A 25,268-nucleotide genomic window follows, 5' to 3' on the forward strand; every position below is an offset into this window, starting at 1 on the left:
AACGGGGCTTTTTAACGAAAGCGGTCTAAAAAGCTTAGGCATTATCCGGCAAGGGCGGAGGGTGGGCCAGACATGAAAATCCCACAGTCGCGCCAGGCACGACTGTGGGATCGATTGGCCGCAGTGACCTTACTTGATCCGCTGGCCAGGCTTGGCGCCGCTGTCAGGGCTCAGCAGGTAGATTTCTTCACCGCCGGGACCCGCCGCCATCACCATGCCCTCGGAGATCCCGAACTTCATTTTGCGGGGCTTGAGGTTGGCGATCATCATGGTCAGCCGACCATCGAGCTTGGACGGGTCCGGGTAAGCACTCTTGATGCCGGAGAATACGTTGCGTTGCTCGTCACCGATGTCGAGGGTCAGGCGCAACAGCTTGTCGGCCCCTTCCACGTGTTCGGCCTTGACGATCAGGGCGACGCGCAGGTCGACCGCCGCAAAGGTGTCGAAATCGATTTCCGGTGACAGCGGGTCCTTGGCCAGTTCGCCATTGCCGGCCGGTGCAGCTGCGCCGGTATCGGTCTGACTGGCGGTCAGGTCTTCTTTCGAAGCATCGGTCATGGCTTGCACTTTGACCGGGTCGATACGGGTCATCAGCGCCTTGAACTCGTTCAGCTGATGGTTGCCGAGCAAGGTCGCATGGTCGTTCCAGGTCAGCGGGGCGACATTGAGGAACGCCTCGGCGTCGGCGGCCAGCAGCGGCAGGACCGGCTTGAGGAAGATCACCAGTTGGCGGAACAGATTGACGCCCGTGGCGCAGATGGCCTGGACCTCGTCCTGCTTGCCTTCCTGTTTGTTCAGCGACCACGGTGCCTTGTCGGCGATCCAGGCGTTGGCGCGGTCGGCCAGGCCCATGATCTCGCGCATGGCGCGGGCGAAGTCTCGGGCTTCATAGGCGTCGGCAATGCCTGGCGCGGCGGCCAGGAACGCATCGGTCAGTTCCGGCGCGGCGTTGGTGTCGACCATCACGCCGGCATTGCCTTTGTGGATGAAGCCGGCGCAACGGCTGGCGATGTTGACGACTTTGCCCACCAGGTCGGAGTTGACCTTCTGCACGAAGTCTTCGAGGTTCAGGTCGAGGTCATCGACGCCACGGCTCAGCTTGGCCGCGTAGTAGTAGCGCAGGTATTCCGGCGACAGGTGGTCCAGATAGGTCCGGGCCTTGATGAACGTGCCGCGGGACTTGGACATTTTCTGGCCGTTGACGGTCAGGTAGCCGTGCACGTTGATGCCGGTCGGCTTGCGGTAACCCGCACCCTCAAGCATCGCTGGCCAGAACAGGGCGTGGAAGTTGACGATGTCCTTGCCGATGAAATGATACAGCTCGGCGGTGGAGTCCTTGCCCCAGAACGCATCGAAGTCCAGCTCCGGCGTGCGGTTGCACAGGTTCTTGAAGCTCGCCATGTAGCCGATCGGTGCGTCCAGCCAGACGTAGAAGTATTTGCCCGGCTCGTCGGGGATCTCGAAACCGAAGTACGGCGCATCGCGGGAGATGTCCCACTGTTGCAGGCCCGCGTCCAGCCACTCGGCGATCTTGTTGGCGACGGCGTCTTGCAGGGTGCCGCTGCGGGTCCAGGTTTGCAGCATTTCCTGGAAGTCCGGCAACTTGAAGAAGAAATGCTGGGAATCCTTGAGTACCGGGGTGGCACCGGAAATCGCCGACTTCGGATCTTTCAGGTCGGTCGGTGCGTAGGTCGCGCCGCATTTTTCGCAGTTATCGCCGTACTGGTCTTCGGTACCGCATTTCGGGCAAGTGCCCTTGATGAAGCGGTCGGCCAGGAACATTTTCTTTTCCGGGTCGAAATACTGGGTGATCGAGCGGGTAGCGATGTGCCCGGCGTCCCGCAGCTTCAGGTAGATCTGGCTCGACAGCTCACGGTTTTCTTCGGCGTGAGTGGAGTGGAAGTTGTCGAAGTCCACCAGGAAATCGGCAAAGTCGGCGCTATGTTCAGCCTGGACGTTGGCGATCAGTTGTTCCGGGGTGATGCCTTCCTTTTCCGCGCGCAGCATGATCGCCGAACCGTGGGCGTCGTCGGCGCAGACATAAATGCATTGGTTGCCGCGGTGCTTCTGGAAGCGCACCCACATATCGGTCTGGATATATTCCAGCATATGGCCGAGATGGATCGAACCATTGGCATAGGGCAGGGCGCTGGTGACGAGAATCTTGCGTGGCTCGGACATGGGGCTCGGCTACTTGATGAAACGGAGGTCGGTCACTATAAAGGGCTGGCGCAGATTTTTCACCCCGTGGCTCGGGGGAGTTGTGTTGCAAATGCGCTTTATGTGGCGAGGGGGCTTGCCCCCGATGGCTGCGAGAAGGCGAATGAGTCAAGTCTTGAACACGGTGTGGGTTTATTCGGGGCCGCTTCGCGCCCCAACGGGGGGCAAGCCCTCTCGCCACAGGCAACTTTCCAGCCTCGCCACAAATCCGTGTCCGGCGTAGGATACCCGCCTGATTTTCCAGTCTTGTTATCGGAGTTGCCCATGAGCGCCGTCAATCGCGCAGCGGTGGAAGCCGTTCTTCGCCAGTACACCGACCCTTATCTGAACCAGGACCCGGTCAGCGCCGGATGTGTGCGCAGCATCGATATTGCTGGCGACCGCGTCAGCGTCCAGCTCGAACTGGGCTATGCCGCCGGCCTGTTCAAAAGTGGCTGGGCGCAAATGTTGCAGATGGCTATCGAAGGCCTGGACGGCGTGACGACTGCGCGTGTCGAGATCACCAGCGTGATTGCCGCGCACAAGGCCCAGGCTCAGATTCCCGGCCTGGCCAACGTCAAGAACGTGGTCGCCGTGGCGTCCGGCAAGGGGGGCGTGGGCAAATCCACCACTGCTGCCAACCTGGCATTGGCGCTGGCTCGCGAAGGCGCCAAAGTGGGCATTCTGGATGCGGACATTTACGGTCCAAGCCAGGGCATCATGTTCGGCATCGCCGAAGGCATCCGGCCGCAGATCAAGGATCAGAAATGGTTCGTGCCGATCCAGTCCCATGGTGTCGAAGTGATGTCCATGGCGTTCCTGACCGACGACAACACGCCGATGGTCTGGCGTGGGCCGATGGTCTCCGGTGCCTTGTTGCAACTGGTGACACAGACCGCATGGGGCGATCTGGATTACCTGGTGATCGACATGCCGCCAGGCACCGGTGACATCCAGCTGACGCTGGCGCAGAAAGTCCCTGTGGCCGGTGCGGTGATCGTTACCACGCCGCAAGACCTGGCCTTGCTCGACGCGCGCAAGGGCGTGGAAATGTTCCGCAAAGTGAACATTCCGGTGCTCGGCGTGGTGGAAAACATGGCCGTGCACATCTGCTCCAACTGCGGACATGCCGAGCATCTGTTCGGTGAGGGCGGTGGTGTGAAGTTGGCCAACCAGTATGGCGTTGAACTGCTGGCCTCATTGCCGCTGGCGATGGCTATCCGTGAACAGGCCGACGGTGGCAAGCCAACGGTGATCGCCGAGCCGGACAGCCCGATTGCGCTGGTCTACCAGGAGCTCGCCCGCCATGTCGGCGCGCGCATCGTGTTGCAGGAAGCTGCGACGCCGGCGATGCCGAACATCACTGTCAGCGACGATTGATGTGCGGTCTGTAGGAGCGAGCCTGCTCGCGATGGACGTAAACGATGACGCGTTTTTTCTGGAAAAACGCATCGCCATCAAGTCCATCGCGAGCAAACTCGCTCCTACCGTTGTTTTGCGTGGGCTTTAGATGCGCAACCCGCCATCCATTTCCAGGATCCGCCCGGTGTAGTAGTCGTTCTCGAAGATGTACACCGCCGAATGGGCGATCTCTTGCGGTTTGCCCATGCGCTTGAGCGGAATTCCAGACGTCATCTTCTCCAGCGCTTCCGGTTTCATGCCCAGGGTCATTTCGGTTTCGATAAAGCCTGGCGCAATGCCGGCGACACGAATGCCGTAGCGCGCCAGTTCCTTGGCCCAGGTCACGGTGGCGGCTGCAACACCGGCCTTGGCGGCGGAGTAGTTGGTCTGACCGACGTTGCCGGCACGGGAAATCGAGGAGATATTGATGATCGCGCCGCTGTTCTTCAGCTCGACCATTTTCGCCGCGACTTCACGGGTGCACAGGAACACACCGGTCAGGTTGACGTCGATGACCGCTTGCCATTGGGCCAGGCTCATCTTGGTCATTTCGCCATCCTTGACCTTGAGCAGCAGGCCGTCACGCAGGATCCCGGCGTTATTGATCAGTCCATGGATCGCGCCGAAGTCTTCGGCGACCTGGGCCACCATGTGAGTCACTTGTTCTTCGTTGGCGACGTTGCACAGGTAGGCGCGGGCTTCGACACCCTTGGCCTTGCAGGCCGCCACGGCGTCGTCGAGCTTGTCCTGGTTAAGGTCCACCAGCGCCAGTTTTGCGCCCTTGTCGGCGAAATACTCGGCCATGGAGCGGCCTAAACCCTGGCAACCGCCAGTGATAATGATTACTTTGTCAGTGAGTTGCATTCGCATGCCCCGGTAGCAGGTCTGGAGTGGTTTCCTTGTAGAGAGCCTCTCGATCTGCGCCCGACGTGGCCTGGCTGCACATGAGAACTGCCCCGATGGCGATCTGGATCTATTGGCGATCGCCTGTCCGCTTTTGTGACGGATTCTATATAAGGAGTCATAAATTGAGCGTTGAAGCTGCCAAGCATGCACGAGAATTGCTGCTCAAGGAATACCGTGGGGTGCTCTCCACGCACTCCAAAGCGATGCCCGGTTTTCCATTCGGTTCCGTGGTTCCTTATTGCCTGGACGAGCAGGGCCGGCCGCTGATCCTCATCAGCCGTATCGCCCAGCACACCCATAACCTGCAAAAAGACCCGAAATGCTCGCTCTTTGTCGGGGAGCGTGGGGCTGAAGATGTACAAGCCGTCGGCCGTCTGACTTACCTGGCTGAGGCGCAACAGCTTGAGGACGAGGCGGCCATCGAAGCGGCCGCTGAACGTTACTATCGCTATTTTCCTGAATCGCAGAACTATCATCAGGCCCATGATTTCGATTTCTGGGTGCTCAAGCCCGTGCGCCATCGTTACATCGGCGGTTTCGGCGCCATTCACTGGGTCAACGAACTGACCCTGGTCAACCCTTTTGCCGGCAAGGCCGAAGTGAGCATGGTCGAACACATGAATGCCGATCACGCCAAGGCCATTGCCCATTACGTCGATTTGAGCGGATTGCCGAAAACCGTAGCGGCACAGATGGTTGGCATCGACAGTGAGGGCATGCATCTGCGCATTGGCCAGGGACTCTACTGGCTGGCATTCCCGGCACTGTGTAATACGCCGACACAAGTTCGCGAAGCCTTGGTTTTCCTGGCTCACGCCGAGCATTGGCCGAAAAATGAAGTAGCCGACGCTTGAATTCACGAAACGGCGACGTCATCTAGGGATTACTGGCAAGGCATTCTTGCGTTGAGGAACCATTTGATGCGCCCTTTTCTGTTGCTCTTTGTACTGCTCCCGGTTTTGGAGCTGTTCGTTTTCGTCAAGGTGGCCGGGGCGATCGGGTTTTTCCCGGCCCTGCTGCTGATCATTCTCGGCTCGATGCTCGGCGTGTTCGTGCTGCGGATCGCCGGCCTGGCAACTGCGTTGCGTGCCCGTGAAAGTCTGAATCGAGGCGAACTGCCCGCCCAGACCATGCTCGAAGGTCTGATGCTGGCCCTGGCTGGCGGTCTGTTGATCCTGCCCGGCTTCGTCACCGACGTGCTGGGTCTGATCATGCTGCTGCCGCTCTCCCGTCGGCTGGTGGCCAACAAAATGCGTCAGCGCGCCGAGGAACAAGCGATCCGTCAACGCGCCTTCGCCGATGACCTTCAGTCCCGCGGCGGCCCTGCGCCACGCGAACCGTTGGGCCGCGAGCCCAACGTGATCGAAGGCGAATTCGAACACCGCGATACCAAGTAACGCCCTATATCGACACGGCACCTTCGGGTGCCGTGTTCGTTTGCGGAGCATCGAGATGAAATTTTTTCGATCGCCGCCCTTGTAATAACCTTATGCGCCCTTATGTAACGGTCACCGCAAGGTTTCTGGTGATAAGCCAGACAGACTTCCGCGGTTCGCTCGACGAACCGCACCCGGCACCGCCGGACTTTGTTAAACCCGCCGGGACCACACCGGCCGATGAAAACCACAATTAGGAGAGATCGACAATGAAGCTTCGTCCTCTGCATGACCGCGTCGTCATCCGTCGCAGCGAAGAAGAAAAGAAAACCGCTGGCGGTATCGTCCTGCCAGGTTCGGCTGCTGAAAAAGCCAACAGCGGCGAAATCCTCGCTGTAGGCAACGGCCGCGTACTGGAAAACGGTGAAGTGCGTGCACTGTCCGTGAAAGTGGGCGACAAGGTTGTGTTCGGTCCTTACTCCGGCAGCAACACTGTGAAAGTCGATGGCGAAGACCTGCTGGTAATGAGCGAGAACGAAATCCTCGCTGTTGTCGAAGGCTGATTCCCCGCTCATTTTCCCGCTACTACAAAGTATTTAAGGAATATCGATCATGGCTGCTAAAGAAGTTAAATTCGGCGATTCCGCCCGCAAGAAAATGCTGACCGGCGTTAACGTCCTGGCCGACGCAGTAAAAGCGACCCTGGGCCCGAAAGGCCGTAACGTGATCATCGAGAAGAGCTTCGGCGCTCCGACCATCACCAAGGATGGCGTTTCCGTAGCCAAAGAAATCGAACTGAAAGACCGTTTCGAAAACATGGGCGCGCAGCTGGTCAAAGACGTTGCCTCCCGTGCCAACGATGACGCGGGCGACGGCACCACCACCGCTACCGTTCTGGCTCAATCGATCGTCAACGAAGGCCTGAAAGCCGTCGCTGCCGGCATGAACCCGATGGACCTGAAGCGCGGTATCGACAAAGCGACCATCGCGATCGTCAAAGAACTGAAAGGCCTGTCCAAGCCATGCGCTGACACCAAGGCAATCGCTCAGGTCGGCACCATCTCCGCCAACTCCGACAGCTCCATCGGCGACATCATTGCCGAAGCCATGGAAAAAGTCGGTAAAGAAGGCGTGATCACCGTTGAAGAAGGCTCGGGCCTGGAAAACGAACTGTCGGTTGTAGAAGGCATGCAGTTCGACCGTGGCTACCTGTCCCCGTACTTCGTCAACAAGCCGGAAACCATGACTGCCGAACTCGACGGTCCGCTGATCCTGCTGGTCGACAAGAAAATCTCGAACATCCGCGAAATGCTGCCAGTGCTGGAAGCCGTTGCCAAAGCCGGCCGTCCACTGCTGATCGTGGCCGAAGACGTTGAAGGCGAAGCCCTGGCGACTCTGGTTGTGAACAACATGCGTGGCATCGTTAAAGTCGCAGCCGTCAAGGCTCCAGGCTTCGGCGACCGTCGCAAGGCCATGCTGCAGGACATCGCTGTTCTGACCGGCGGTACCGTGATCTCCGAAGAGATCGGTCTGAGCCTGGAAAGCACTACCCTGGAGCACCTGGGTAATGCCAAGCGCGTCACCCTGTCCAAGGAAAACACCATCATCGTTGACGGTGCTGGCGTACAAGGCGACATCGAAGCGCGCATCACCCAGATTCGCGCCCAGGTTGCTGAAACTTCCTCGGACTACGACCGTGAAAAACTGCAAGAGCGTCTGGCCAAGCTGTCCGGCGGCGTAGCAGTGATCAAGGTTGGCGCTGGCTCCGAAGTAGAAATGAAAGAGAAGAAAGCCCGCGTTGAAGACGCCCTGCACGCTACCCGTGCAGCCGTTGAAGAAGGCGTGGTACCTGGCGGCGGCGTGGCACTGGTTCGTGCCCTGCAAGCCATCAGCGAGCTGAAAGGCGACAACGATGACCAGAACGTGGGCATCCAGTTGCTGCGTCGCGCTGTAGAAGCGCCGCTGCGTCAGATCGTTGCCAACTCCGGCGACGAGCCAAGCGTTGTAGTCGACAAGGTCAAGCAAGGCGCAGGTAACTTCGGTTACAACGCCGCGACCGGCGAATACGGCGACATGATCGAAATGGGTATCCTGGACCCGGCCAAAGTGACTCGTTCGGCTCTGCAAGCGGCTTCGTCGATTGCCAGCCTGATGATCACCACCGAAGCCATGATCGCCGAGATCAAGGAAGACGCACCAGCTGGCGGCGGCATGCCAGACATGGGCGGCATGGGCGGCATGGGCGGCATGATGTAAGCCAGCCTTACCCCGTACGAAAAAACCCCGCCTGCGAAAGCAGGCGGGGTTTTTTATTGGCTTCACATTGGAGACTCGGTAGATCGCGTCGCCACCACCGCGGGCAGGCCGCGCTCCAGTGTGGGTGCGCGGTGTGCCCGCGATGGCGTCCGATCAGGATCTGACCGGTGCTGCCTTTGCCTCGCGTTGCGCCTTCATCGCTGGCCGATAAAGAATGTAGTAATACGACCCCAAACAGATCAGCCAGCAGAAAACTGCCGTCCACACGTTGTGCGAGAAAAAGTGTGCACCCTGCATCATCCTGCCGATGGAAAACACCGAGCCCAGGGCAAAGGCGAAGGCAAGCGCAGCGCGCGCCATGCGCGGCCGACGGTCGCGCAATACGAAGAACAGGGCAAACAGTGTGAAGCCGGTTGCCGCATGACCGCCGGGCCAGCAGCGACCCGGTTTATCGGTGTGCGGGCGAGGGCTCAACAATTCACTGTAGGTCTCGTGCCCGCCGAATTGCTCAAGACTCCACGGGCATTGCACCGCCGTCACCGCTTTCATCGGGGTGACAAAAGAGGTCGCCAAACCCAGGGACAGCACCAGGCAACCCAGTTCCCGTTTGAGCGGCTTGAGTTTGACCATAAAGAACGAAGCAATGAAACCGAGGATGGCGAACACCGAAAACGCGATGACCACTTGCTTGGCGCGGTCGTGCAAGATGTTTTCCAGGAAGTAGCTGTGCTTGCCGATGAACTCACCGGCTACCGGGTCATAGAACAATCTGGCGAGATCCATGTCCAGGGAAGTCAGTTCCAGCAGGACAAGAATGAGCGCCGTGATGGCGGGAACGCCCAGGCACACCCAAAAATTGAGCGGGCGAGAGGCAGGGCGGACAACGGTTGATGACATGATGGATCCTGAACAATTGAAAAAGCCCCGGGGCATCAGCCCGGGGCCTTTCGGTTAACGTTCGCTGACTTGATCGGTGCCCTCCATGGGCGCTTTCCAGTCAAGCAGCTGTTGCTTGTAGCCATAACCGGCGGTTTGGTAATCGGTGATTGCCTGGTTGATCAGCGGGTCAGTGGCCGTGGATTCGCGACTCTCGGTCAATCTTCATCGTGACGCCGCAGCCTCTGACGGGGACTCAGAATCGCCAGGTTTTTGCCGTCGAACAGGCCCAGATGCTGATAATGGCCAACGACGACGCTCGGCGGCAGCATGTGCTGCCGGCGGTAAGGTCGGCGACGAGGATAGAGATTGTATTGTCGAACCGGGGCTTTTTGCGAGCCTGATCGAGAAACTCGCCAATAGCCTGGTCAGTGTACTTCACCGCGCCATCGCAGCCATTACCGGATTTGATGTCGATCCGGTTGTCTGGATAGGTTCAGGGGCAATGGTTGGACGTCGTCATCAATTGCAGCAGGAACGGCGCGAGGGGCAAGCAGTGAGCACTCAGACCGGAGGCGATCAATAGGCCCAGCGCACTATTCCTTATGTCCAATCACGACCAGCTTGCGGCGCGGTCGCGGGCTTGTGACTCGGGGGTGAAAAACTCGTAAATTGGCTGCTTTGGTCGCGTAAGTCGACTCTGCGTCCTGCGGCCCTAGCCGTGAGCAACACTTGGCCTTAAGCTGCGCGGGCCAAGACGGCGGTTACTGTATACGGAGGAGATGCCGATGCGAATTTTATTGGTTGAAGACAACCGCGATATCCTCGCCAATCTGGCTGATTACCTGGGGCTCAAGGGTTACACCGTGGATTGCGCGCAGGACGGTTTGTCGGGCCTGCACCTGGCGGCCACCGAACATTACGACTTGATCGTGCTCGACATCATGCTGCCCGGTATCGACGGCTACACCTTGTGCAAACGCCTTCGCGAAGACGCCCGTCGCGATACGCCGGTGATCATGCTCACCGCACGCGATCAACTGGATGACCGGCTGCAAGGCTTCAAGTCCGGTGCCGATGATTACCTGATCAAGCCCTTTGCCCTGTCAGAACTGGCCGCGCGCATTGAGGCGGTCATGCGCCGTACCCAGGGTGGAGGTCGCCGCACCTTGCAGGTCGGCGACTTGAGCTACGACCTCGATACGCTGGAAGTCACGCGCCAGGGTCGCTTGCTCAAGCTCAATCCAGTGGGCCTGAAGTTGCTCGCTGTGCTGATGCAGAAAAGCCCTCATGTGCTGCGCCGGGAAATACTCGAAGAAGCACTGTGGGGCGATGACTGCCCGGACAGTGACAGTCTGCGTAGCCACGTTCATCAGTTGCGTCAAGTGATCGACAAGCCGTTCGCCAAGCCGTTGCTGCAAACGGTGCACGGCGTGGGTTACCGCTTGGCCGAGGGCCGTGATGGAGTTTAAACAGAGCCTTTCCCAACGCATCATCATTGCCTTCGCGTTGATGAGCGCATTGGTGGCGGGCGCCTTTGCCATCGGCATTATCGCCACCGTACACCTGGTGGAGGCAAAGCTGATTTCGGCAAGCCTGGGTGGCGACCTGCAACGCCTGTTACTGATGGACAACATCGAGGAATGGCGCCATCGCCCTGAACCGGACCAGTTGTTCTATTTCAGTGGCGGGCATGGCGACTTCGAGCTGCCCAGGGATCTGCGGCACCTGGACGCGGGTTTTCACGAAGTGTTCCGCGAGAATCTGTCGTACCACGCGATAGTCGAAATTGTCGACGGACGGCGGTATGTGCTGTTGAAGGACCAGAGCGACTTCGAAGAGCGCGAACGGGTCCTGTTTGCCGTGGTGCTGGTGGGCTTCGTGCTCAGCCTGGCGCTGGCGGTTTTCCTCGGCTGGGTCCTGGCGCGCAAGGTAATGGCACCGGTGGTGCGCCTGGCCCGTCAGGTACGTCATCGTGACCAACTGTTGGGTTTGGCGCCGCCTCTGGCGCCGGATTACGCCGCCGACGAAGTGGGCGAGCTGGCGGTGGCTTTCGACGCCACGCTTGGACGGCTGCGGCAGGCATTGACCCGGGAGCGGCTGTTTACCAGTGACGTCAGCCACGAACTGCGTACGCCCTTGATGGTGCTGGCCAGTTCCTGCGAGTTGTTGTTGGAAAATCCCGGGATCGATCAGCGTGGCCGTGCTCAGGTCGAACGCATTGCTCGCGCGTGTGAGGAGATGCGCGAACTGGTTCAGACCTTCCTGATGCTGGCCCGCGCTCAGCGTGAAGACGCCAGCATGGCGCCACAGCAATCCGTTCGTCAGGTGGCCGATGGGCTACTCAATCTGTGGCGCGAGCCGATCGAGGAGAAGGGGCTCGAGTTGATCTTCGAGCCGGGTAACCCACCCGCCACCGGTTACAACGCCACGCTCCTGCACGCGGTCATGGGCAACCTGCTGCGAAACGCGCTGCATTACACCGAGCACGGGTTCATCCGCTTGACGCTCACGAGTAATGGGTTCCTGGTCGAGGACAGTGGCGTCGGCATTCCCGAAGAAAAACGTGAAGCCATGTTCGAACCTTTCGTCCGGGGCACCGAAAAGCGCGGTGAGGGCCTTGGGCTTGGGCTGTCTTTGGTCCAGCGAATTTGCGAAAACCAGGGCTGGAGCGTCAGCCTGACGACCATGGAACCCAATGGCTGTCGTTTTGAAGTGCAGTTGAAGGCCTCGACTGTGAACTGATCCCTCTTCACGGCCCTTCCTGGTTATTCAGCAAAACGTTATCCAGTAAAACTTCGAAATGATTTGGCGTTTCACTTAACTGTTTTTTTCACAAAGGCATGACCTGACGCCGACAAGTCCCTACCTATGGTGGTCGGTACCACGAGAGCAGGAGTCTTTGATAATGGCAGATGGCCCGATCAAGCTGGCGTTCTCCGAGAAGTATGACGACCAGCACGCTCAACGAACCCTGCGCAAGCAAACGGATGGGCTTGGGCGCCGTCTGTCCCACTGGCGGGACGAGCAATTGGCACGCAAGGCTCTGGCGCTGGCGGGCGATCCGGGGCTGGTTCTCGATTTGCCCTGCGGCGCGGGGCGCTACTGGCCATTGCTGGCAGAAAAAACCAACCGCGTGATCATCGGTGCCGACAACTCCAAGGCCCTGCTGCAGATCGCCATGCAGGCGCAACCGGTCGACGTGGTCAAACGCGTACAGACCTTGCAGACGTCCCCATTCGATATCGCCTTGCCTGATAACGCCGTTGACAGCATTTTTTGCATGCGTCTGTTCCATCACATCGGCGAAACCGAGCATCGGTTGGCCATCTTGCGTGAACTCGTGCGCGTGACCCGCGACAGCGTGATCCTTTCGTTATGGGTGGACGGCAATTTCAAAGCCTGGAAACGCAAGCGCGCGGAGAAAGCCCGTGGACAGAAGGGTTACCAAAACCGATTTGTGTTATCGGCCGCGACTGTAGAAAACGAATTTGAACAGGCCGGTTTCCAGATTCAGGAACAACTGGACTTTTTACCGCTCTATTCCATGTGGAGAGTTTATGTTTTACGCAAGAGGTGACCGCATGGCAGTGCAAAGTGCAGCAGGAATGGACATCGCACCCCAGGCCCCTGAAGTACGTCGCCACTCGTCGTTCAGCACGGCAGACAGGAACAAACTCGACTACTTTTACAAGACGGCGTTTGGCAGCGCTATCAAAGGTTTATAGCGATGAAACTCGAAGTTGCGCGAGGTTTGTTTCTGCTGGGAGCCTTGGCAGTCGCTTCACTGGCGGTGGCGGCCTGGGAGCAGCCCCGCATGCAAGTTCTCAGCTCGGTACACGGTGACGACCATTGTCCGTTGCCGCGAGTTGCCAAGGCATCCGTGGCAACCCATCCCGACCATGATTTATTGCTGTTCATGTTCGGACTCTCTCAGGGATTGAAGCCGCAAAGTTGAACAGAATGAAGCCCAGGTAAAAGGCCTCGCAAGTGCGAGGCCTTTTTTTTGCTGTTCCCGCACCGAGCGTTGGAACGACCGTTCGCATCAGCGCTTGTCGGTTTTAGCCAGCAAGGTGTACACGCAAGGCAACACAAACAGCGTAAACAGCGTTCCGATGGACATCCCCGTTGCGATCACCGTACCGATATCGAAGCGGCTGACTGCGCCCGCGCCCGTGGCGATGATCAACGGCACCATGCCGAAAACCATGGCGGCGGTCGTCATCAGCACCGGGCGCAGACGAATGGCTGCGGCTTCCTCTACGGCCTCGCGGGGTGTCAGGCCTTTATCCTTGCGCAACTGGTTGGCGAACTCGACGATCAGGATCCCGTGCTTGCTGATCAGACCGATCAGTGTCACCAGGCCGACCTGGGTGTAGATGTTCATGCTCGACCAGCCGAGGAATAGCGGAAGCAACGCGCCGCAGATCGACAGCGGCACCGTGACCAGAATCACCAACGGGTCGCGGAAGCTTTCGAACTGGGCGGCCAGCACCAGGAAAATGATCGCCAATGCCAAGGCAAAGGTGACCCACAGCGCACTGCCTTCCTGCACGTATTGGCGCGATGCGCCGGCATAGTCGACGGCAAATCCCGCCGGGGCTTCTTCCCGGGCGATCTGGCGCACGGCATCAATGGCTTCGCCCATGCTGACCAGCGGCACTCCGGAAAGAATGGCCGAGTTGAGTTGCTGGAACTGGTTCAATTGCCGAGGGCGCGCTCGATCAGTCACGCTGATCAGGGTCGACAGAGCCAGCAGTTCACCCTTGCTGTTCTTGACGTAATAGTTGTTCAGCCAATCAGGGTTATCGCGAAATGCTCGTTCGACCTGGGCAATGACTTTGTAGCTGCGACCCTCGATGGTGAACCGGTTGATTTCCGCTTCACCCAGCAAGGTGGCCAGTGTGCCGCCCAGGTCCTGCATCGACACGCCCATCTGGGCCGCCTTGGCGCGATCGATATCCACGACGACCTCTGGCTTGTCGAAGGCCAGGTCGACATCGACGAAAGCGAACTTGCCGGACTCCATCGCGCGCTTTTTCACCCGGTCCATCACCTGCAGCAGCAACTCGTAATCGTTGGCGGTGTTGATGACGAACTGGAAGGGCAGGCCCTCGCCAGTGCCGGGGAGGGACGGCAGGTTGAAACCGAAGACCTGCAGCCCGGCGATGCCCGCCAGTTTCGCCTGGACCTCGGGCAGAATTTGCATCTGGGTCCGGTGGCGCTCGTTCCAGGGCTTGAGCAGGAAGCCGCCGACCCCGGATTGCACGCCATTGAAGCCGTTGATCTGGAACGAAGAGTAGTACTCGGGAAACGCCTTGAAGATCGTGATGAACTCGTCGGTGTAGGCGCTCAGGTAGTCAAGGTTGGTCGGTTGCGGGGCATTGGCCAGCATGAAAATGATGCCCTGGTCTTCATCCGGTGCCAGTTCCGATTTGGTGAACTTGAGCAGCGCCGGAATCAGGCACAGCACGATCACGGCGAACACCAGCACCACCGGGCGGGTGTTGAGCGTGCCGTGCAGCATGCTTTGGTAACGGCGCTTCAGGCCTTCGAAAATCCTGTCCAGGCGATGGGCCAGGCCGCTGGGGTTTTCATCGTGGCGCAGCAGCAGGGCGCACATCATCGGCGACAGCGTCAGGGCGACGACGCCGGAGATGACCACCGCGCCGGCGAGGGTCAGCGCGAACTCCTTGAACAGCGCTCCGGTGAGACCGGTCAGGAAGCCGATCGGCGCATACACCGCTGCCAGGGTGATGGTCATCGAGACCACCGGCATGGCGATTTCCCGGGCGCCCTCGATGGCCGCGTCCAGCGGCGTCTTGCCTTCCTCGATGTGGCGGTGAATGTTTTCCACCACCACGATGGCGTCATCCACCACCAGACCGATGGCCAATACCATTGCCAGCAGGGTCAGCAGGTTGATCGAGTACCCCATCATCTGCATGAAGAACATCACCCCGATCATCGACAGCGGGATGGTGACCACCGGGATCACCACCGAACGCAGCGCACCGAGGAACAGGAACACGACCACGATCACGATCAGCACCGCTTCGAACAGGGTTTTGATGACCTCATTGATTGAGGCCTGAATGAACAGTGTGGCGTCGTAGGCAATTTCGCCCTTGAGATTCGGCGGTAGCTGGGCTTGCAGGTCCGGCATGATCTTGCGCACTTCCTTGATCACGTCCAGCGGGTTGGCACCGGGTGTCGCCTTGATGCCGATGTACACCGAGGGCGTGCCACCGAAAGAGCTGATGGTGTCGTAGTTTTCCGCCCCCATCTCGACCCGCGCCACATCCCGGAGCAGCACACGGCTGTCGCCTTCGACCTTGAGCGGGATCGCGGCGAAAGCCTCGGCGGACTTGAGTTCGGTGTTGGCGTTGATGCTGGTGACGACGTACTCGCCTTTCACTTCACCGGCGGCAGAAAGAAAGTTGTACTTGCGCACCGCATCGGTCACGTCGCTGGCGCTCAGACCGAAGCCGGCGAGCTTCACCGGGTCAAGCCACAGGCGCATGGCGAACACCTGGTTGCCGAGAATCTCGGCTTCGGCCATGCCCGGCAGGGTTGCCAGTTTCGGCTGGATGACCCGCGACAGATAGTCGGTAATCTGCGGGTTGCTCAGCTCCTTGCTGAAGAAACTGATGTACATCAACGCCGAGGCGTCGGCCGCCTGCTTGCTCAGGACCGGATCTTCGGCGTCCTGGGGCAGGCGGTTCTTGACCTCATTGGCCTTGGCCAGCAGTTCGGTGAACAGTCGATCGCTGTTTGAGCCGACGCGCGCGTAGATCGAGACCACCGAGAAGTTCTGGCGACTGACCGACGTCATGTAGTCGATGCCTTCGGCGCTGGCCAGGCTCTGTTGCATCGGTTGGGTGATGTAGCCCTGGATGGTCTCGGCGTTTGCCCCCGGATAGGCCGTGGTGACGGTGATCAGGGCATTTTCCATTTGCGGGTACTGACGCAGCGGCAGCTTGCTCCAGGCCTGAAAGCCCAGCAGTACGATCAACAGGCTGACCACGGTGGCAAGCACCGGGCGGCGGATGAACGGATCGGTAAAAGCCATGGGGGTTCCTTGATCAGTCAGCGCGCGGCTGACTGATCTTCTCGGCTAGGGTCTTGTCGTCGCTGATGGCGATGTGCGCACCGTTGTCCAGTTTGATCTGGCCGGCTGTAACCACTTTTTCGCCGTTCTGCACGCCTTTGGTGATCAATACCAGCCCGTCACGGCGCTCGCCGGTTTCGATGAAACGCCGTTCGGCGATCAGGACCGGCTGGCCTTTGTCGTCCTTTTCCACGCTGCCGTCTTCGGCCTTTTTCTGGGCGACCACATACAGAGAGTTACCGTACAACGTGTAGGTAATCGCGCTTTCCGGCACGACAATGTGCGCCTGCGGGTCGGGCAGCATCACCTGGAGACTGGCGAACATCCCCGGCAGCAACTTGCCGTCCGGGTTGGCCAGCGTCGCACGGACCTGCATGTTGCGGGTGCTGTTCTCGAGTTTCGGGTTGATCGCACTGATCGTGCCGGGGAAGGTCCGGGTCGGATAAGCCGAGACAATGACTTCAACCGGCTGGCCGATGGCGATTTTCGGCACGGACTGCTCGGGCACGAAAAAGTCGACATACAGGCTGCTGAGGTCTTGCAGGGTGGCGATCATGGTGCCGCTGGCCACATAGTCGCCGACGTCGACCTGACGTATGCCGATGGTTCCGCTGAACGGTGCCAGGATGCTTTTCTTGCTCAGCGCCGCCTTGAGCTGATTGACCGTGGCTTTGCTCTTTTTCAGGACTGCCGAGAGTCGGTCGAACTCGCCTTTGGAAATGGCCTGGCTGCCTACCAGTTGGCTACCGCGACCGTAATCGAGTTGGGCCAGCCCCAGGTCGGCCTGGGCGGTTTCGAGCAGGGCACTTTCCACCGCGCTGTCGAGTCGCAGCAGGGGTTGGCCGGCCTTGACCTTCTGCCCTGACTCGAACTGTAGCTCGACGACAGTACCGTCGGTCTCCAGACTCAGGTCCACGCCCTGTAATGCCTTGAGTGTGCCGACGGTCGGCAGACGCGCCTGCCACGGCTGTTCGGTGGCGGTGGCCACGGCGACACTGATCGGTGGTTTTGGCGCAGCGAAGCCTTGAATCATCGTGTAGATGGAGAAGGCTTTGTAACCGGCCAGGACCAGCACGATCAACAGAACAACACCCAACATGATCAGCATGCGGCGACGCAGCATATTTCCAGTTCCTTGGAGAAAATCAGGTGAGACAGACGGGAACCTTACCCCGACTCAGAGGGTGATTCCAATGGATGTTTCAGAGGGGGGCGAACCGTAGGAGCCGGCTTGCCGGCGAAGGGGTCGCTGGATTCGCGGCGATCTTTCTGATGCCTTCGCTGCGATGGGGCGACCCGACAAGCCAGCTCCTGCAAGGGAATGTTCAGGTCATCAGATGCAGATGGTTGTCCCAGAGCCCCGCGGGCAGCTCCAGCGGTTTTGCAACCAGATTGGTCTGGCGGCAATCGTAGTAACGGCATCGACCCTGGCCCGAGGTCACGACAAAACCATCGGCCACCGCGCCGACCCCTGCGCAATCCGGAAGAGGTGCGTCCAGGCGCACTTCGCCGCTGTCCAGGTCCCAAATGAAAAAGCGGTTGCCCCTTGGCGCGGTCAAGGCCACCAGCCGTAAATCACTGTGCACCGCGACGCTGGCGGTGTAATGCCCCATGGCCTGCAGTTGATGCTCGGGCACCGGGAACGCCACGAACGGTTGGCCCGGACGCTTGATCGCCAGCAGCTCCGAGGACTCGTGGGCAGGCCCCATGAATTGCTGGCCGGCAACGATGGTGCCGTCGCTGGCAATGGCCAGGTGCCGCACGCTGTTCATTTGCTGGGCCAGGGTTTCCTTGCTCAGCAGGGTGCCGTCCCGTTGCATCAGGACCAGGCTCGGCTCCATGGCGTCGAGGTTCATGTCGACGCGGCTTTCGGCCTCGGTACGAATCCCGCCGTTGGCCACCACCAGGGTTTCCCCGTCGGGCATCCACGACACCTGATGCGGGCCCAGGCCATGGGTGGATATCTCACCGGCATGCACCAGCCGTTCGCCTTCGAACTTATACACACCGAGCAAGCCGCGACCGGGATCGGTCGTGTCGTTCTCGGTGGCGTAGAGCCAGTCGCCACTCTTGTGAATCACGGCGTGACCGTAGAAGTGCCGGTTCGGTTGCGATGTCACGGTTTGCAGCAGCGTGCCGTCGCGCAAGTCGATCAAATAGCTCTCGGTGCCCGGACGCCGGGCGACGAACAGCGCCATCGGCAGTGTCGGGTGATTGATGATGTCGTGGCAGCGCTGGCCAACCTGGGTGGCAAACACCCGGGTGCCGTCCAGCCGATAACCGACGGCGTAGTGCTGGCCATCGGTGTCGTCCCGTGCCGAGAGCAGCAGCGGGCTTTTGTCCTTTTGCTTGAACAGCGTCCAGCCGCCCAGTGTCACTGCTCCGAGCAGCAAACTACCTAAAGTCAAAGCCTGACGTCGCAGCATGGCAGTCGCCCTCATCAGTCACCGTCGTTGGCGTTGAAGCCCAGTTGGATGCCCAGCGCCTTGGCCAGTTCGCCCTCGTGCAGACGGTGGACGGTGTTGAGGCTGTCATAGAGATCGTTGAGTTGCTGGCGACCGGCGTCGTCAGCGAGCATTTCGGTCAGCGAACGCTGGGTGCTGGCAAACAGTTTCAAAGACGCGGCGTAGGCAGCGTCGATCTTGTCGGCCAAAGGCTTTTGCTCGCTCGGCAGCAGGCTGCGCAGACCCTTGTTATCGACACCTTCCCAGACGGTCTTGGCGGCAGCGAGGCTGGCTTCGAGACCGGTCAGGGAAGACTGGCTGCGCCAGGCATCAGCCAGGAACGGTTGCGGAACGCCTTTGCTCTGGCGGCCCATCGGCGTGCCGAGCTTTTTCTTCAAGGTGTCGATGGCGGTGACTTGCACACGCAGCAGATCGGCGATGGCTTCGTGGGAATCGGCATAGCGCTGGTTCGGGAATTTGCTCATCTGCGCGAGCATGCCGTCGGTGTTGTTCCAGCTCTTGAGAATTTCTTCGGCCAGTTGTTTTTGACGCTCGCCAATCGCGATCAGCAATGGGCAGTATTTGGCCTTCTGTTCGGCGTTGGCCATGTCCGGCTTGCTGTCGAACAGAATGTATTCGTAGGCCGACAAACCTTGCACCACGACGCTGGATTTGGCCAGGGCGGCGGCGTCGATCTGCGGTTGTGCAGTGACCAGTTGCTCGACCTGACGGCCGACCAGGTTTTTCTTGTCCGGCCAGAATTGCACCTGCCACGAACGGTTGCCCTCGGCCAGCGGGCCGATCAGCAGCGGTTGCAGCTCGGCCCAGGCTTTTTGTGCGTGCAGGAAATCGGCGCGGGCGGTGTCCAGGGACTCCTTGCCTTCACAGTAGGCGAGGGCGCTGACGGCCAGTTGCCGGTCGGCTTCGACCCAGCGGGTGTAGGTCGGCAGGATCACCGATTTGGCGATGGCTGCCGAAGTGACGGCCTGCGGGTCCTGTGGCGAACAAGCGCCCAAGGCTAGCGCGGCAAGGCTGGTGAACAACAATTTGGGACGGAACATGTCGGGCTCCCGCTGGAAGAATGCGTATTAAAGGGAATTCAGAAACGCCAGCAACGCAGCGCGCTGCTCGGCATTGAAAGTCAAAACCTGTTGCTGCGCCGCCTTGGCTTCGCCGCCATGCCAGAGCACGGCTTCAAGCAGATTGCGGGCGCGGCCGTCGTGCAGGAACTGGGTGTGGCCACTGACCGCTTGCGTCAGGCCGATGCCCCACAACGGCGGCGTGCGCCAGTCGCGGCCACCGGCCTGAAATTCACTGCGGTGGTCGGCCAGACCTTCGCCCATGTCATGCAGCAGCAGGTCGCTGTAAGGGCGAATCACTTGATTGGCCAGCTCAGGTTCGGCGGCATTGGCGGCGGTGGTGTATTTCGGTGTGTGGCAAGACTGGCAGCCGGCCTGGAAAAACAGGTTCTTGCCGGCCAGCACTTCAGGTGCGCTGACATCGCGGCGGGCCGGTACGGCAAGGTTTCGGGTGTAGAACAGCATCAGGCGCAGGATGTTGTCGCTGACTTCCGGTTCGCCATCGGGGCCGTTGCCACTGGGCGCCTGCTTGCAGGCCGTTTGCGCATCGGTGCAGTCATCAAAGGGGCGCAGGCTGGTCGTGAGGCCCATGTCCCCCGAAAACGCATGAACGTTCTGTTGATTGAGATTCGGTTGCCCGGCCTTCCAGCCAAACCGCCCGAGGACGGTTTGGCGTTGCGCGTCATCCCATACCCGGTTCGGGCGTCCGGCGATGCCGTTGTTGTCCCTGGCCTGAGCAGCGGCATTGGCCAGGATGGCCTCTTCGGGAATCGCCTCCAGCAAGCCCAGGCCGATCATCGGCGGCGCGACGCGGGCCGAGAAACGGGTGTCAGGGTGCATCGGGCCGTAGCCCAATTGAGTGATGCTCAGGCTCGGCTTGCGCAGCTCGATTTCGGTGCCGTCGTTGAAGCGAATCGGTACGGGCGTGTAATCGACACGTACCTTGCCTTCCGGCGCGACACCGGGGATCGCCATGTCCTGGAACTGCCCGCCGTACACCGGCTCCGGCACGACACCCTGTTGCTCGATGATTTTGGCGTAGGCCGGGGCATCGGGGATCGACAGGCGTACCAGCATCGACACGGCATTCGGCGCATCGGGCCCCGGCGGATGGCCGCGGCCATCCTTGATATGGCAGCCCTGGCAGGCATTGGTGTTGAACAGCGGGCCGAGGCCGTCGCGGGCGGTGGTGGTCGACGGGGCGATCACCCAGGGGCTGCGGAAGAAACTGTTACCGACACTGAAGTCCACGCGCCGCGAGGGTGGCAGGTTGGCGGAGGGCAGGGAAAAGGCGTTCTGATCGGTCTTGCGTACGGTAGCGCTGCCCCCCGACCGGGCTTCACCGGGTTCGGCCTTGGTAAAACGCGGGGCGTCATCGCAGGCACTCAGGCCCAGGGCCAGGAACAGTGCGGACAAGCGAAGAGGCAGCGGGGGCATCAGACATCCTGCAAGACGAGCAAAACAAGGGCGCAAAGTCTAACAGGGGATGGGAATTTGAATAAGAGGAATTATCGTTTACTTGATGTGGGGCAGGATTCGGGTGAGACCGCGTCACGGCCATCACGGGCAAGTCGGGTCATCAACATCACTGAAAATTCAGGCAAGAAGGCGACCCGAAGGTCGCCTTTTTTGCAGCCAGCGTTGATCAGAACTCGTGATCAGCGTTGTCCGGGTTCAGATCCTTGATGCCCAGTTTGCCAGCGGCGGTTTCGATCGAACCGGTCTGCTTGACCAGGGCGGCAATGGCATCACGTACGATCTGGTTGCCAGCGGTGTTACCGGCCGCGATCAACTGATCGTAGTGCTCACCCTTGTTGGCGTGATCAACCATGATCTGGATCTTGGCTTCGGTGGCGGCCAGGTCGGCTTTCAGTGCGGCGTCGGCGGCGGGGTCGGCCTTGGCCACCAGGGACGACAGGCTGGCGCCGGTCATTTTGGTGCCGTCGGTGCGGGTGTACTCGCCCAGGTAAACGTTACGGATACCTTTGGCATCGTAGAAGTGCGAGTTATGGGTGTTGTCGCTGAAGCAGTCCTGCTCGTCTTCAGGGGAGTTGGCTTCCAGGGAAACCTTCATGCGCTCGCCCGCCAGTTCGCCCAGGGACAGGCTGCCCATGCCGAACAGCATTTTACGCAGGCCGGTTTCAGCCGGTTCCGCTTCCAGGGTGGCGCGGTAGTTGTCGGCCACGTTCGGCTTCCAGTTCCCGACCATTTCTTCAAGGTCGCTGACCAGCAGTTGGGTCACGGCTTTGAGGTAGGCGCGACGGCGATCGTTGTGGCCGCCAGTGGCACCGGCGCCCTCCAGGTAGTCCGAGGCAGGACGGTTGCCGGCGCCAGGGCCGGTGCCGTTCAAGTCCTGGCCCCAGAGCAGGAATTCGATGGCGTGGTAGCCGGTGGCGACGTTCGCTTCGGAACCGCCCAACTCGTTCAGGCTGGCGAGTTTTTCCGGGGTGATGTCTTTCACGTCGACCTTGTCTTCACCGATCTGAATTTCAGGGTTGGCGATGATGTTGGCGGTGGCGCCGGGGTTACCCAGGGCATGCTCGTAGGATTTGTCGACGTAGTCGATCAGGCCTTCGTCCAGTGGCCAGGCGTTCACCTGACCTTCCCAGTCGTCGATGATGGTATTGCCGAAGCGGAACACTTCGCTCTGCAGGTAAGGAACGCGGGCTGCAACCCAGGCGGCCCTGGCCGCTTTCAGGGTGTCGGCGTTCGGCTTGGCGAGGAAGGCGTCGACGGCGCTCTGCAGGGTTTTCGCGGTGGATTCGGCATCGCTGTAAACAGCAAAAACCATGTCAGCGTAATGCGCGACAACGGCTTTGGCCGCGGCTTCGTCGACGTTGCCCACAGCGGCCGGCGCGACGGCAGTGCTGGAAGCCGGCGCGGGGGCAGCAGTTTTTTCCTTGTCTTTGCCTTCACCGCAACCGGCGAGGGAAATTGCGATGGCCAACAGACTGGCGGTAGCCAGAGGCATACGAATCATGGCGAACATCCTGCTTCGAAAGGGGGGTGGTAGGGCGCGCCCGGCGCGCAAAACTGCGACATAATGCAAATCTTTCGCATTATGTGTAAAGGTCGTTCTTGAAAATATTTCTTATTCGCACCGGAGCACACTCCACCCTGCAGGAGTCAGCTTGCTCACGATCAGCGTCCCGGCATTGCATTCTTTCAGACAGCCCACGTCATCGTTGACGTCCATCGCAAGCTCGCGCCTAACGTGGTGAGCGAGGCGCGTTTGATACCCGATCACAAGATAGCGGCGTTGCTGCGCTGGGCCTGTTTCAAGTAAGCGCCCAGTTCCCGCGCCGGCAGCGGTTTGCTGTAGTGATAACCCTGACCTTCGTGGCAGCCTTCGGAAATGATGTAAGCCTCCTGTTCGGCGGTTTCCACACCTTCGGCAATCACCTGCATGCCCAGGCTCTTGCCTAACTGGATGATGGCGCGAACGATGGTTGCATCGTCGTCGTCATCGAGCAGGTCCTGAACGAAGCTCTTGTCGATCTTGATCTTGTCCAGGGGCAGGCTTTTCAGATAGCTCAGCGATGAATAACCGGTTCCGAAGTCATCGATCGCAATCAGCGCGCCGGAACGGCGCAGGCTGAGCAAGTGCTGGGCGGCGGTGCTGATGTCTTCCATCAGGCCGGTTTCGGTGACTTCCAGCTCCAGGCTACGCGGTGGCAGTCGGTACATTTGCAGCAGGTTGTTGACCACCCGCGGCAGCTCGGCGTGATGCAGTTGCACGGTGGACAGGTTCACCGCCATGCGCAGCTCGCTGAACCCCTGGTCATGCCAGTCGCGCAGTTGTTTGCAGGCCTGATCCAGCACCCACTCGCCGATGGCGATGATGGTGCCGTTCTGTTCGGCCAGCGGAATGAACAAGTCGGGTGGAACCAGCCCGTGCTCGGGATGCTGCCAGCGAATCAACGCTTCCACGCCCACTACCCGGTGATCGCGATAGCTGATTTGCGGTTGATAGACGAGGTAGAACTGCCCGCGGATGAGGGCGTCGCGCAAGTCTTTCTCCAGTTCGCGACGGCGCCGCATCTCGGTGTCGACGCTGGCGATATAGAACTGATAGCGATTGCGCGAGCGAGTCTTGGCCAGGGTCATGGTCTGCTCGGCCTTTTGCAGCAGTTTCTCGGTGCTGTCGCCATCTTCGGGGAAGAGGGTGATGCCGATGGTGGCGCGCAGGCGGATTTCCTGATGATCAAGGGCAAACGCCGCTTCCAGGTCGTCGAGGATGCTTTGCGCCAGCTCCGCGGCTTCGTAGGGTTGCTCGATATCGGCCTGGACCAGGGCGAACTGGTCGCCGCCCAGACGGGCCAGAGCGCCGAGGCGACCGCTGTGTCCCCGCAGACGATCGGCAAGGGCCAGCAGCAACTGGTCGCCGGTCTGGTAGCTGAACTGTTCGTTGATGCCCTTGAAATCATCCAGACCGACGCACAGTACGGCGACCCGCCGCTGTAATTTGCCGGCGTCGACGAGGATCTTGTCCAGTTGCGTTTGCAATTGCTGGCGGTTGGGCAGGCCGGTGAGGAAATCGTACTGGGCCATGCGCAGCAGGCTGTTTTCCGCCTCGTGGCGCAAGTGGGTGTTGCGCTCAATGGATTCCAGCAACTGGTTGGCGGTATTGATCCAGATACCCAGTTCGTTTTTCTCGTGGCCCTTGAGCTGCGGGATCTTGTGTTCGCTGGGGCGGTCCGGATTGATTTCGGTCAGGTGCTCGATAATCCGCGACAAGGGTTTGGTCAGCAGCCAGTGATAGACCAGGTACAGCACCAGGCCCATCGCCAGGGCGCGCAACACGCCGGAAATGAAGATGATCACCGAACTGACGATGAAACCTTGCCCGTAGGTGGCGGTGTCGAGGGTGATGCTCAGGTCGCCGTAATACTCGCTATAGGGGCCGCGACCCACCAGTTGGGTGGTGTAGGTGCGCTCCTTGCCCAGGATCAGATCGGTCAGCCATCGGCTCCTGGAGTGCTGCAACTCGCGTGATTTTTGCGCGAGCATGGCTTCATTGGGATGGCCGATGGAGGCCTGGCGCACGGCATCATCCTGAAACAGTCCCTCGATAACCTGCATGCCCATCTCCCGGTCCAGGCTGTAGACGGCCTGGGTCGAAGGGTCGCGGAACATGTCGAGGATGCGTTGGGCATCGGCTGCGACGGCCTGGCGTGTTTTATAAGCATCGAAAACGATCTGCGCGCAGCTCAAGACCACGCCGACGATCAATGCCGACAGGAGCACGACCCGGAGCAACTTCACCGACAAGCTGTTCTTGAGTTCCAGCTTCAAAGGGTTATTCCTTGTTCCGTGCGGGTAGCATCAAGTTGCCATGAGTATTGGCAATCCCGCGATGGCAGTCAAAGGGACAATTCACCTTGCGGAATTTTGCCTGCAGCTTGGCCGAAATGCTGTTGCTGGAGTTACTGCCCGATGAGTACTGTTTCGGTTGTCGAGTCCTTCAACTTGAGGGAGGGGGGCGAGATATTTTCCTTCTTGTTGATGTTAGACGGCTGTGGCGCTGGAGCAAGGGTGCAAACGCGGGTTTCTCTGGAGGCGCTGGCTTGCCAGCGAAGGCGGCCCCATCGCTGCGTGGCTCACCTGTGCCCCATAAAAA

Annotated in this window: 19 protein-coding genes and 2 pseudogenes; 10 read left to right on the forward strand and 11 right to left on the reverse strand. The window is 60.0% G+C overall.

The annotated features are described in order from the left end of the window. Positions 1 to 129: 129 nt before the first annotated feature. Entirely contained in the window at positions 130 to 2,181 is a 2,052-nt protein-coding gene (metG, locus tag ACVWYU_RS25765; protein ID WP_457374034.1) for a methionine--tRNA ligase, read from the reverse strand. Positions 2,182 to 2,484: 303 nt separating this feature from the next. Here metG and apbC point away from each other — a divergent pair, with 303 nt between their 5' ends. After that, complete coding sequence (apbC, locus tag ACVWYU_RS25770; protein ID WP_457374035.1) at positions 2,485 to 3,579, forward strand: iron-sulfur cluster carrier protein ApbC; 1,095 nt, start codon at positions 2,485 to 2,487, stop codon at positions 3,577 to 3,579. 126 nt (positions 3,580 to 3,705) lie between these two features. On the opposite strand, the gene ACVWYU_RS25775 is transcribed toward apbC, so the two are convergent. Continuing rightward, a complete protein-coding gene (locus ACVWYU_RS25775) occupies positions 3,706 to 4,464 on the reverse strand; it encodes an SDR family oxidoreductase (protein WP_247257385.1) in 759 nt (252 codons plus the stop codon). Between the two features lie 164 nt (positions 4,465 to 4,628). On the opposite strand from ACVWYU_RS25775, the gene ACVWYU_RS25780 reads away from it, so the two are divergent. The 4 genes from ACVWYU_RS25780 (at position 4,629) to groL (ending at position 8,138) form a co-directional block, all read left to right on the forward strand. Further along, the gene (locus ACVWYU_RS25780; protein WP_457374036.1) at positions 4,629 to 5,360 is read left to right on the forward strand and encodes a HugZ family pyridoxamine 5'-phosphate oxidase; all 732 of its coding nucleotides are present in this window, start codon (positions 4,629 to 4,631) and stop codon (positions 5,358 to 5,360) included. Between the two features lie 66 nt (positions 5,361 to 5,426). Further along, positions 5,427 to 5,903: an FxsA family protein gene (locus tag ACVWYU_RS25785; protein WP_090324876.1), complete on the forward strand. Its 477-nt coding sequence runs from the start codon at positions 5,427 to 5,429 to the stop codon at positions 5,901 to 5,903. A 248-nt stretch (positions 5,904 to 6,151) separates the two neighbouring features. Beyond that, positions 6,152 to 6,445, forward strand: coding sequence for a co-chaperone GroES (locus ACVWYU_RS25790; protein WP_457374037.1), 294 nt, complete (start codon positions 6,152 to 6,154; stop codon positions 6,443 to 6,445). A 49-nt stretch (positions 6,446 to 6,494) separates the two neighbouring features. After that, positions 6,495 to 8,138 carry a chaperonin GroEL gene (gene groL, locus ACVWYU_RS25795; protein ID WP_090324874.1) on the forward strand — a complete coding sequence of 548 codons (1,644 nt, stop codon included), beginning with the start codon at positions 6,495 to 6,497 and terminating at the stop codon, positions 8,136 to 8,138. Positions 8,139 to 8,291: 153 nt separating this feature from the next. Here groL and ACVWYU_RS25800 read toward each other — a convergent pair whose 3' ends face one another. Then, positions 8,292 to 9,035, reverse strand: coding sequence for a phosphatase PAP2 family protein (locus ACVWYU_RS25800; protein ID WP_247257383.1), 744 nt, complete (start codon positions 9,033 to 9,035; stop codon positions 8,292 to 8,294). Between the two features lie 54 nt (positions 9,036 to 9,089). After that, positions 9,090 to 9,555 (reverse strand): annotated as a pseudogene (locus tag ACVWYU_RS25805) (sulfatase-like hydrolase/transferase); the annotation flags it as partial. A gap of 247 nt (positions 9,556 to 9,802) precedes the next feature. Between ACVWYU_RS25805 and colR the strand changes: the two are divergent. The 5 genes and pseudogenes from colR to ACVWYU_RS25830 all read left to right on the forward strand — a co-directional run bounded on the left by colR (position 9,803) and on the right by ACVWYU_RS25830 (position 12,972). After that, the gene (gene colR / locus ACVWYU_RS25810; RefSeq protein ID WP_457374038.1) at positions 9,803 to 10,486 is read left to right on the forward strand and encodes a two-component system response regulator ColR; all 684 of its coding nucleotides are present in this window, start codon (positions 9,803 to 9,805) and stop codon (positions 10,484 to 10,486) included. Continuing rightward, positions 10,476 to 11,759 carry a sensor histidine kinase gene (locus tag ACVWYU_RS25815; protein ID WP_390957169.1) on the forward strand — a complete coding sequence of 428 codons (1,284 nt, stop codon included), beginning with the start codon at positions 10,476 to 10,478 and terminating at the stop codon, positions 11,757 to 11,759. Before colR ends, ACVWYU_RS25815 begins: the two co-directional genes overlap by 11 nt. A 163-nt stretch (positions 11,760 to 11,922) precedes the next feature. Continuing rightward, positions 11,923 to 12,594, forward strand: a complete 672-nt coding sequence (locus ACVWYU_RS25820; protein WP_390957168.1) for a class I SAM-dependent methyltransferase — start codon at positions 11,923 to 11,925, stop codon at positions 12,592 to 12,594. 55 nt (positions 12,595 to 12,649) lie between these two features. Continuing rightward, positions 12,650 to 12,742, forward strand: a pseudogene (locus ACVWYU_RS25825) (lipopolysaccharide kinase InaA family protein); the annotation flags it as partial. A 2-nt stretch (positions 12,743 to 12,744) separates the two neighbouring features. Continuing rightward, positions 12,745 to 12,972, forward strand: a complete 228-nt coding sequence (locus ACVWYU_RS25830; RefSeq protein ID WP_090324868.1) for a hypothetical protein — start codon at positions 12,745 to 12,747, stop codon at positions 12,970 to 12,972. 87 nt (positions 12,973 to 13,059) lie between these two features. On the opposite strand, the gene ACVWYU_RS25835 is transcribed toward ACVWYU_RS25830, so the two are convergent. From ACVWYU_RS25835 to ACVWYU_RS25865, 7 genes are all read right to left on the reverse strand, one after another. Then, positions 13,060 to 16,086 carry a multidrug efflux RND transporter permease subunit gene (locus ACVWYU_RS25835; protein WP_457374039.1) on the reverse strand — a complete coding sequence of 1,009 codons (3,027 nt, stop codon included), beginning with the start codon at positions 16,084 to 16,086 and terminating at the stop codon, positions 13,060 to 13,062. 13 nt (positions 16,087 to 16,099) lie between these two features. Further along, positions 16,100 to 17,248, reverse strand: coding sequence for an efflux RND transporter periplasmic adaptor subunit (locus ACVWYU_RS25840; protein ID WP_457374040.1), 1,149 nt, complete (start codon positions 17,246 to 17,248; stop codon positions 16,100 to 16,102). A 202-nt stretch (positions 17,249 to 17,450) separates the two neighbouring features. Further along, positions 17,451 to 18,551: a DUF1513 domain-containing protein gene (locus tag ACVWYU_RS25845; protein WP_457374041.1), complete on the reverse strand. Its 1,101-nt coding sequence runs from the start codon at positions 18,549 to 18,551 to the stop codon at positions 17,451 to 17,453. Positions 18,552 to 18,565: 14 nt separating this feature from the next. After that, positions 18,566 to 19,630: an imelysin family protein gene (locus tag ACVWYU_RS25850; protein WP_090324862.1), complete on the reverse strand. Its 1,065-nt coding sequence runs from the start codon at positions 19,628 to 19,630 to the stop codon at positions 18,566 to 18,568. A gap of 27 nt (positions 19,631 to 19,657) precedes the next feature. Continuing rightward, complete coding sequence (locus ACVWYU_RS25855) at positions 19,658 to 21,085, reverse strand: di-heme oxidoreductase family protein (protein ID WP_457374042.1); 1,428 nt, start codon at positions 21,083 to 21,085, stop codon at positions 19,658 to 19,660. A gap of 208 nt (positions 21,086 to 21,293) precedes the next feature. After that, a complete protein-coding gene (locus tag ACVWYU_RS25860) occupies positions 21,294 to 22,628 on the reverse strand; it encodes an imelysin family protein (RefSeq protein ID WP_457374043.1) in 1,335 nt (444 codons plus the stop codon). Between the two features lie 263 nt (positions 22,629 to 22,891). Continuing rightward, a complete protein-coding gene (locus tag ACVWYU_RS25865; RefSeq protein WP_090324858.1) occupies positions 22,892 to 24,943 on the reverse strand; it encodes a putative bifunctional diguanylate cyclase/phosphodiesterase in 2,052 nt (683 codons plus the stop codon). Positions 24,944 to 25,268 lie beyond the last annotated feature (325 nt).

Source organism: Pseudomonas sp. TE12234 (assembly GCF_054061835.1).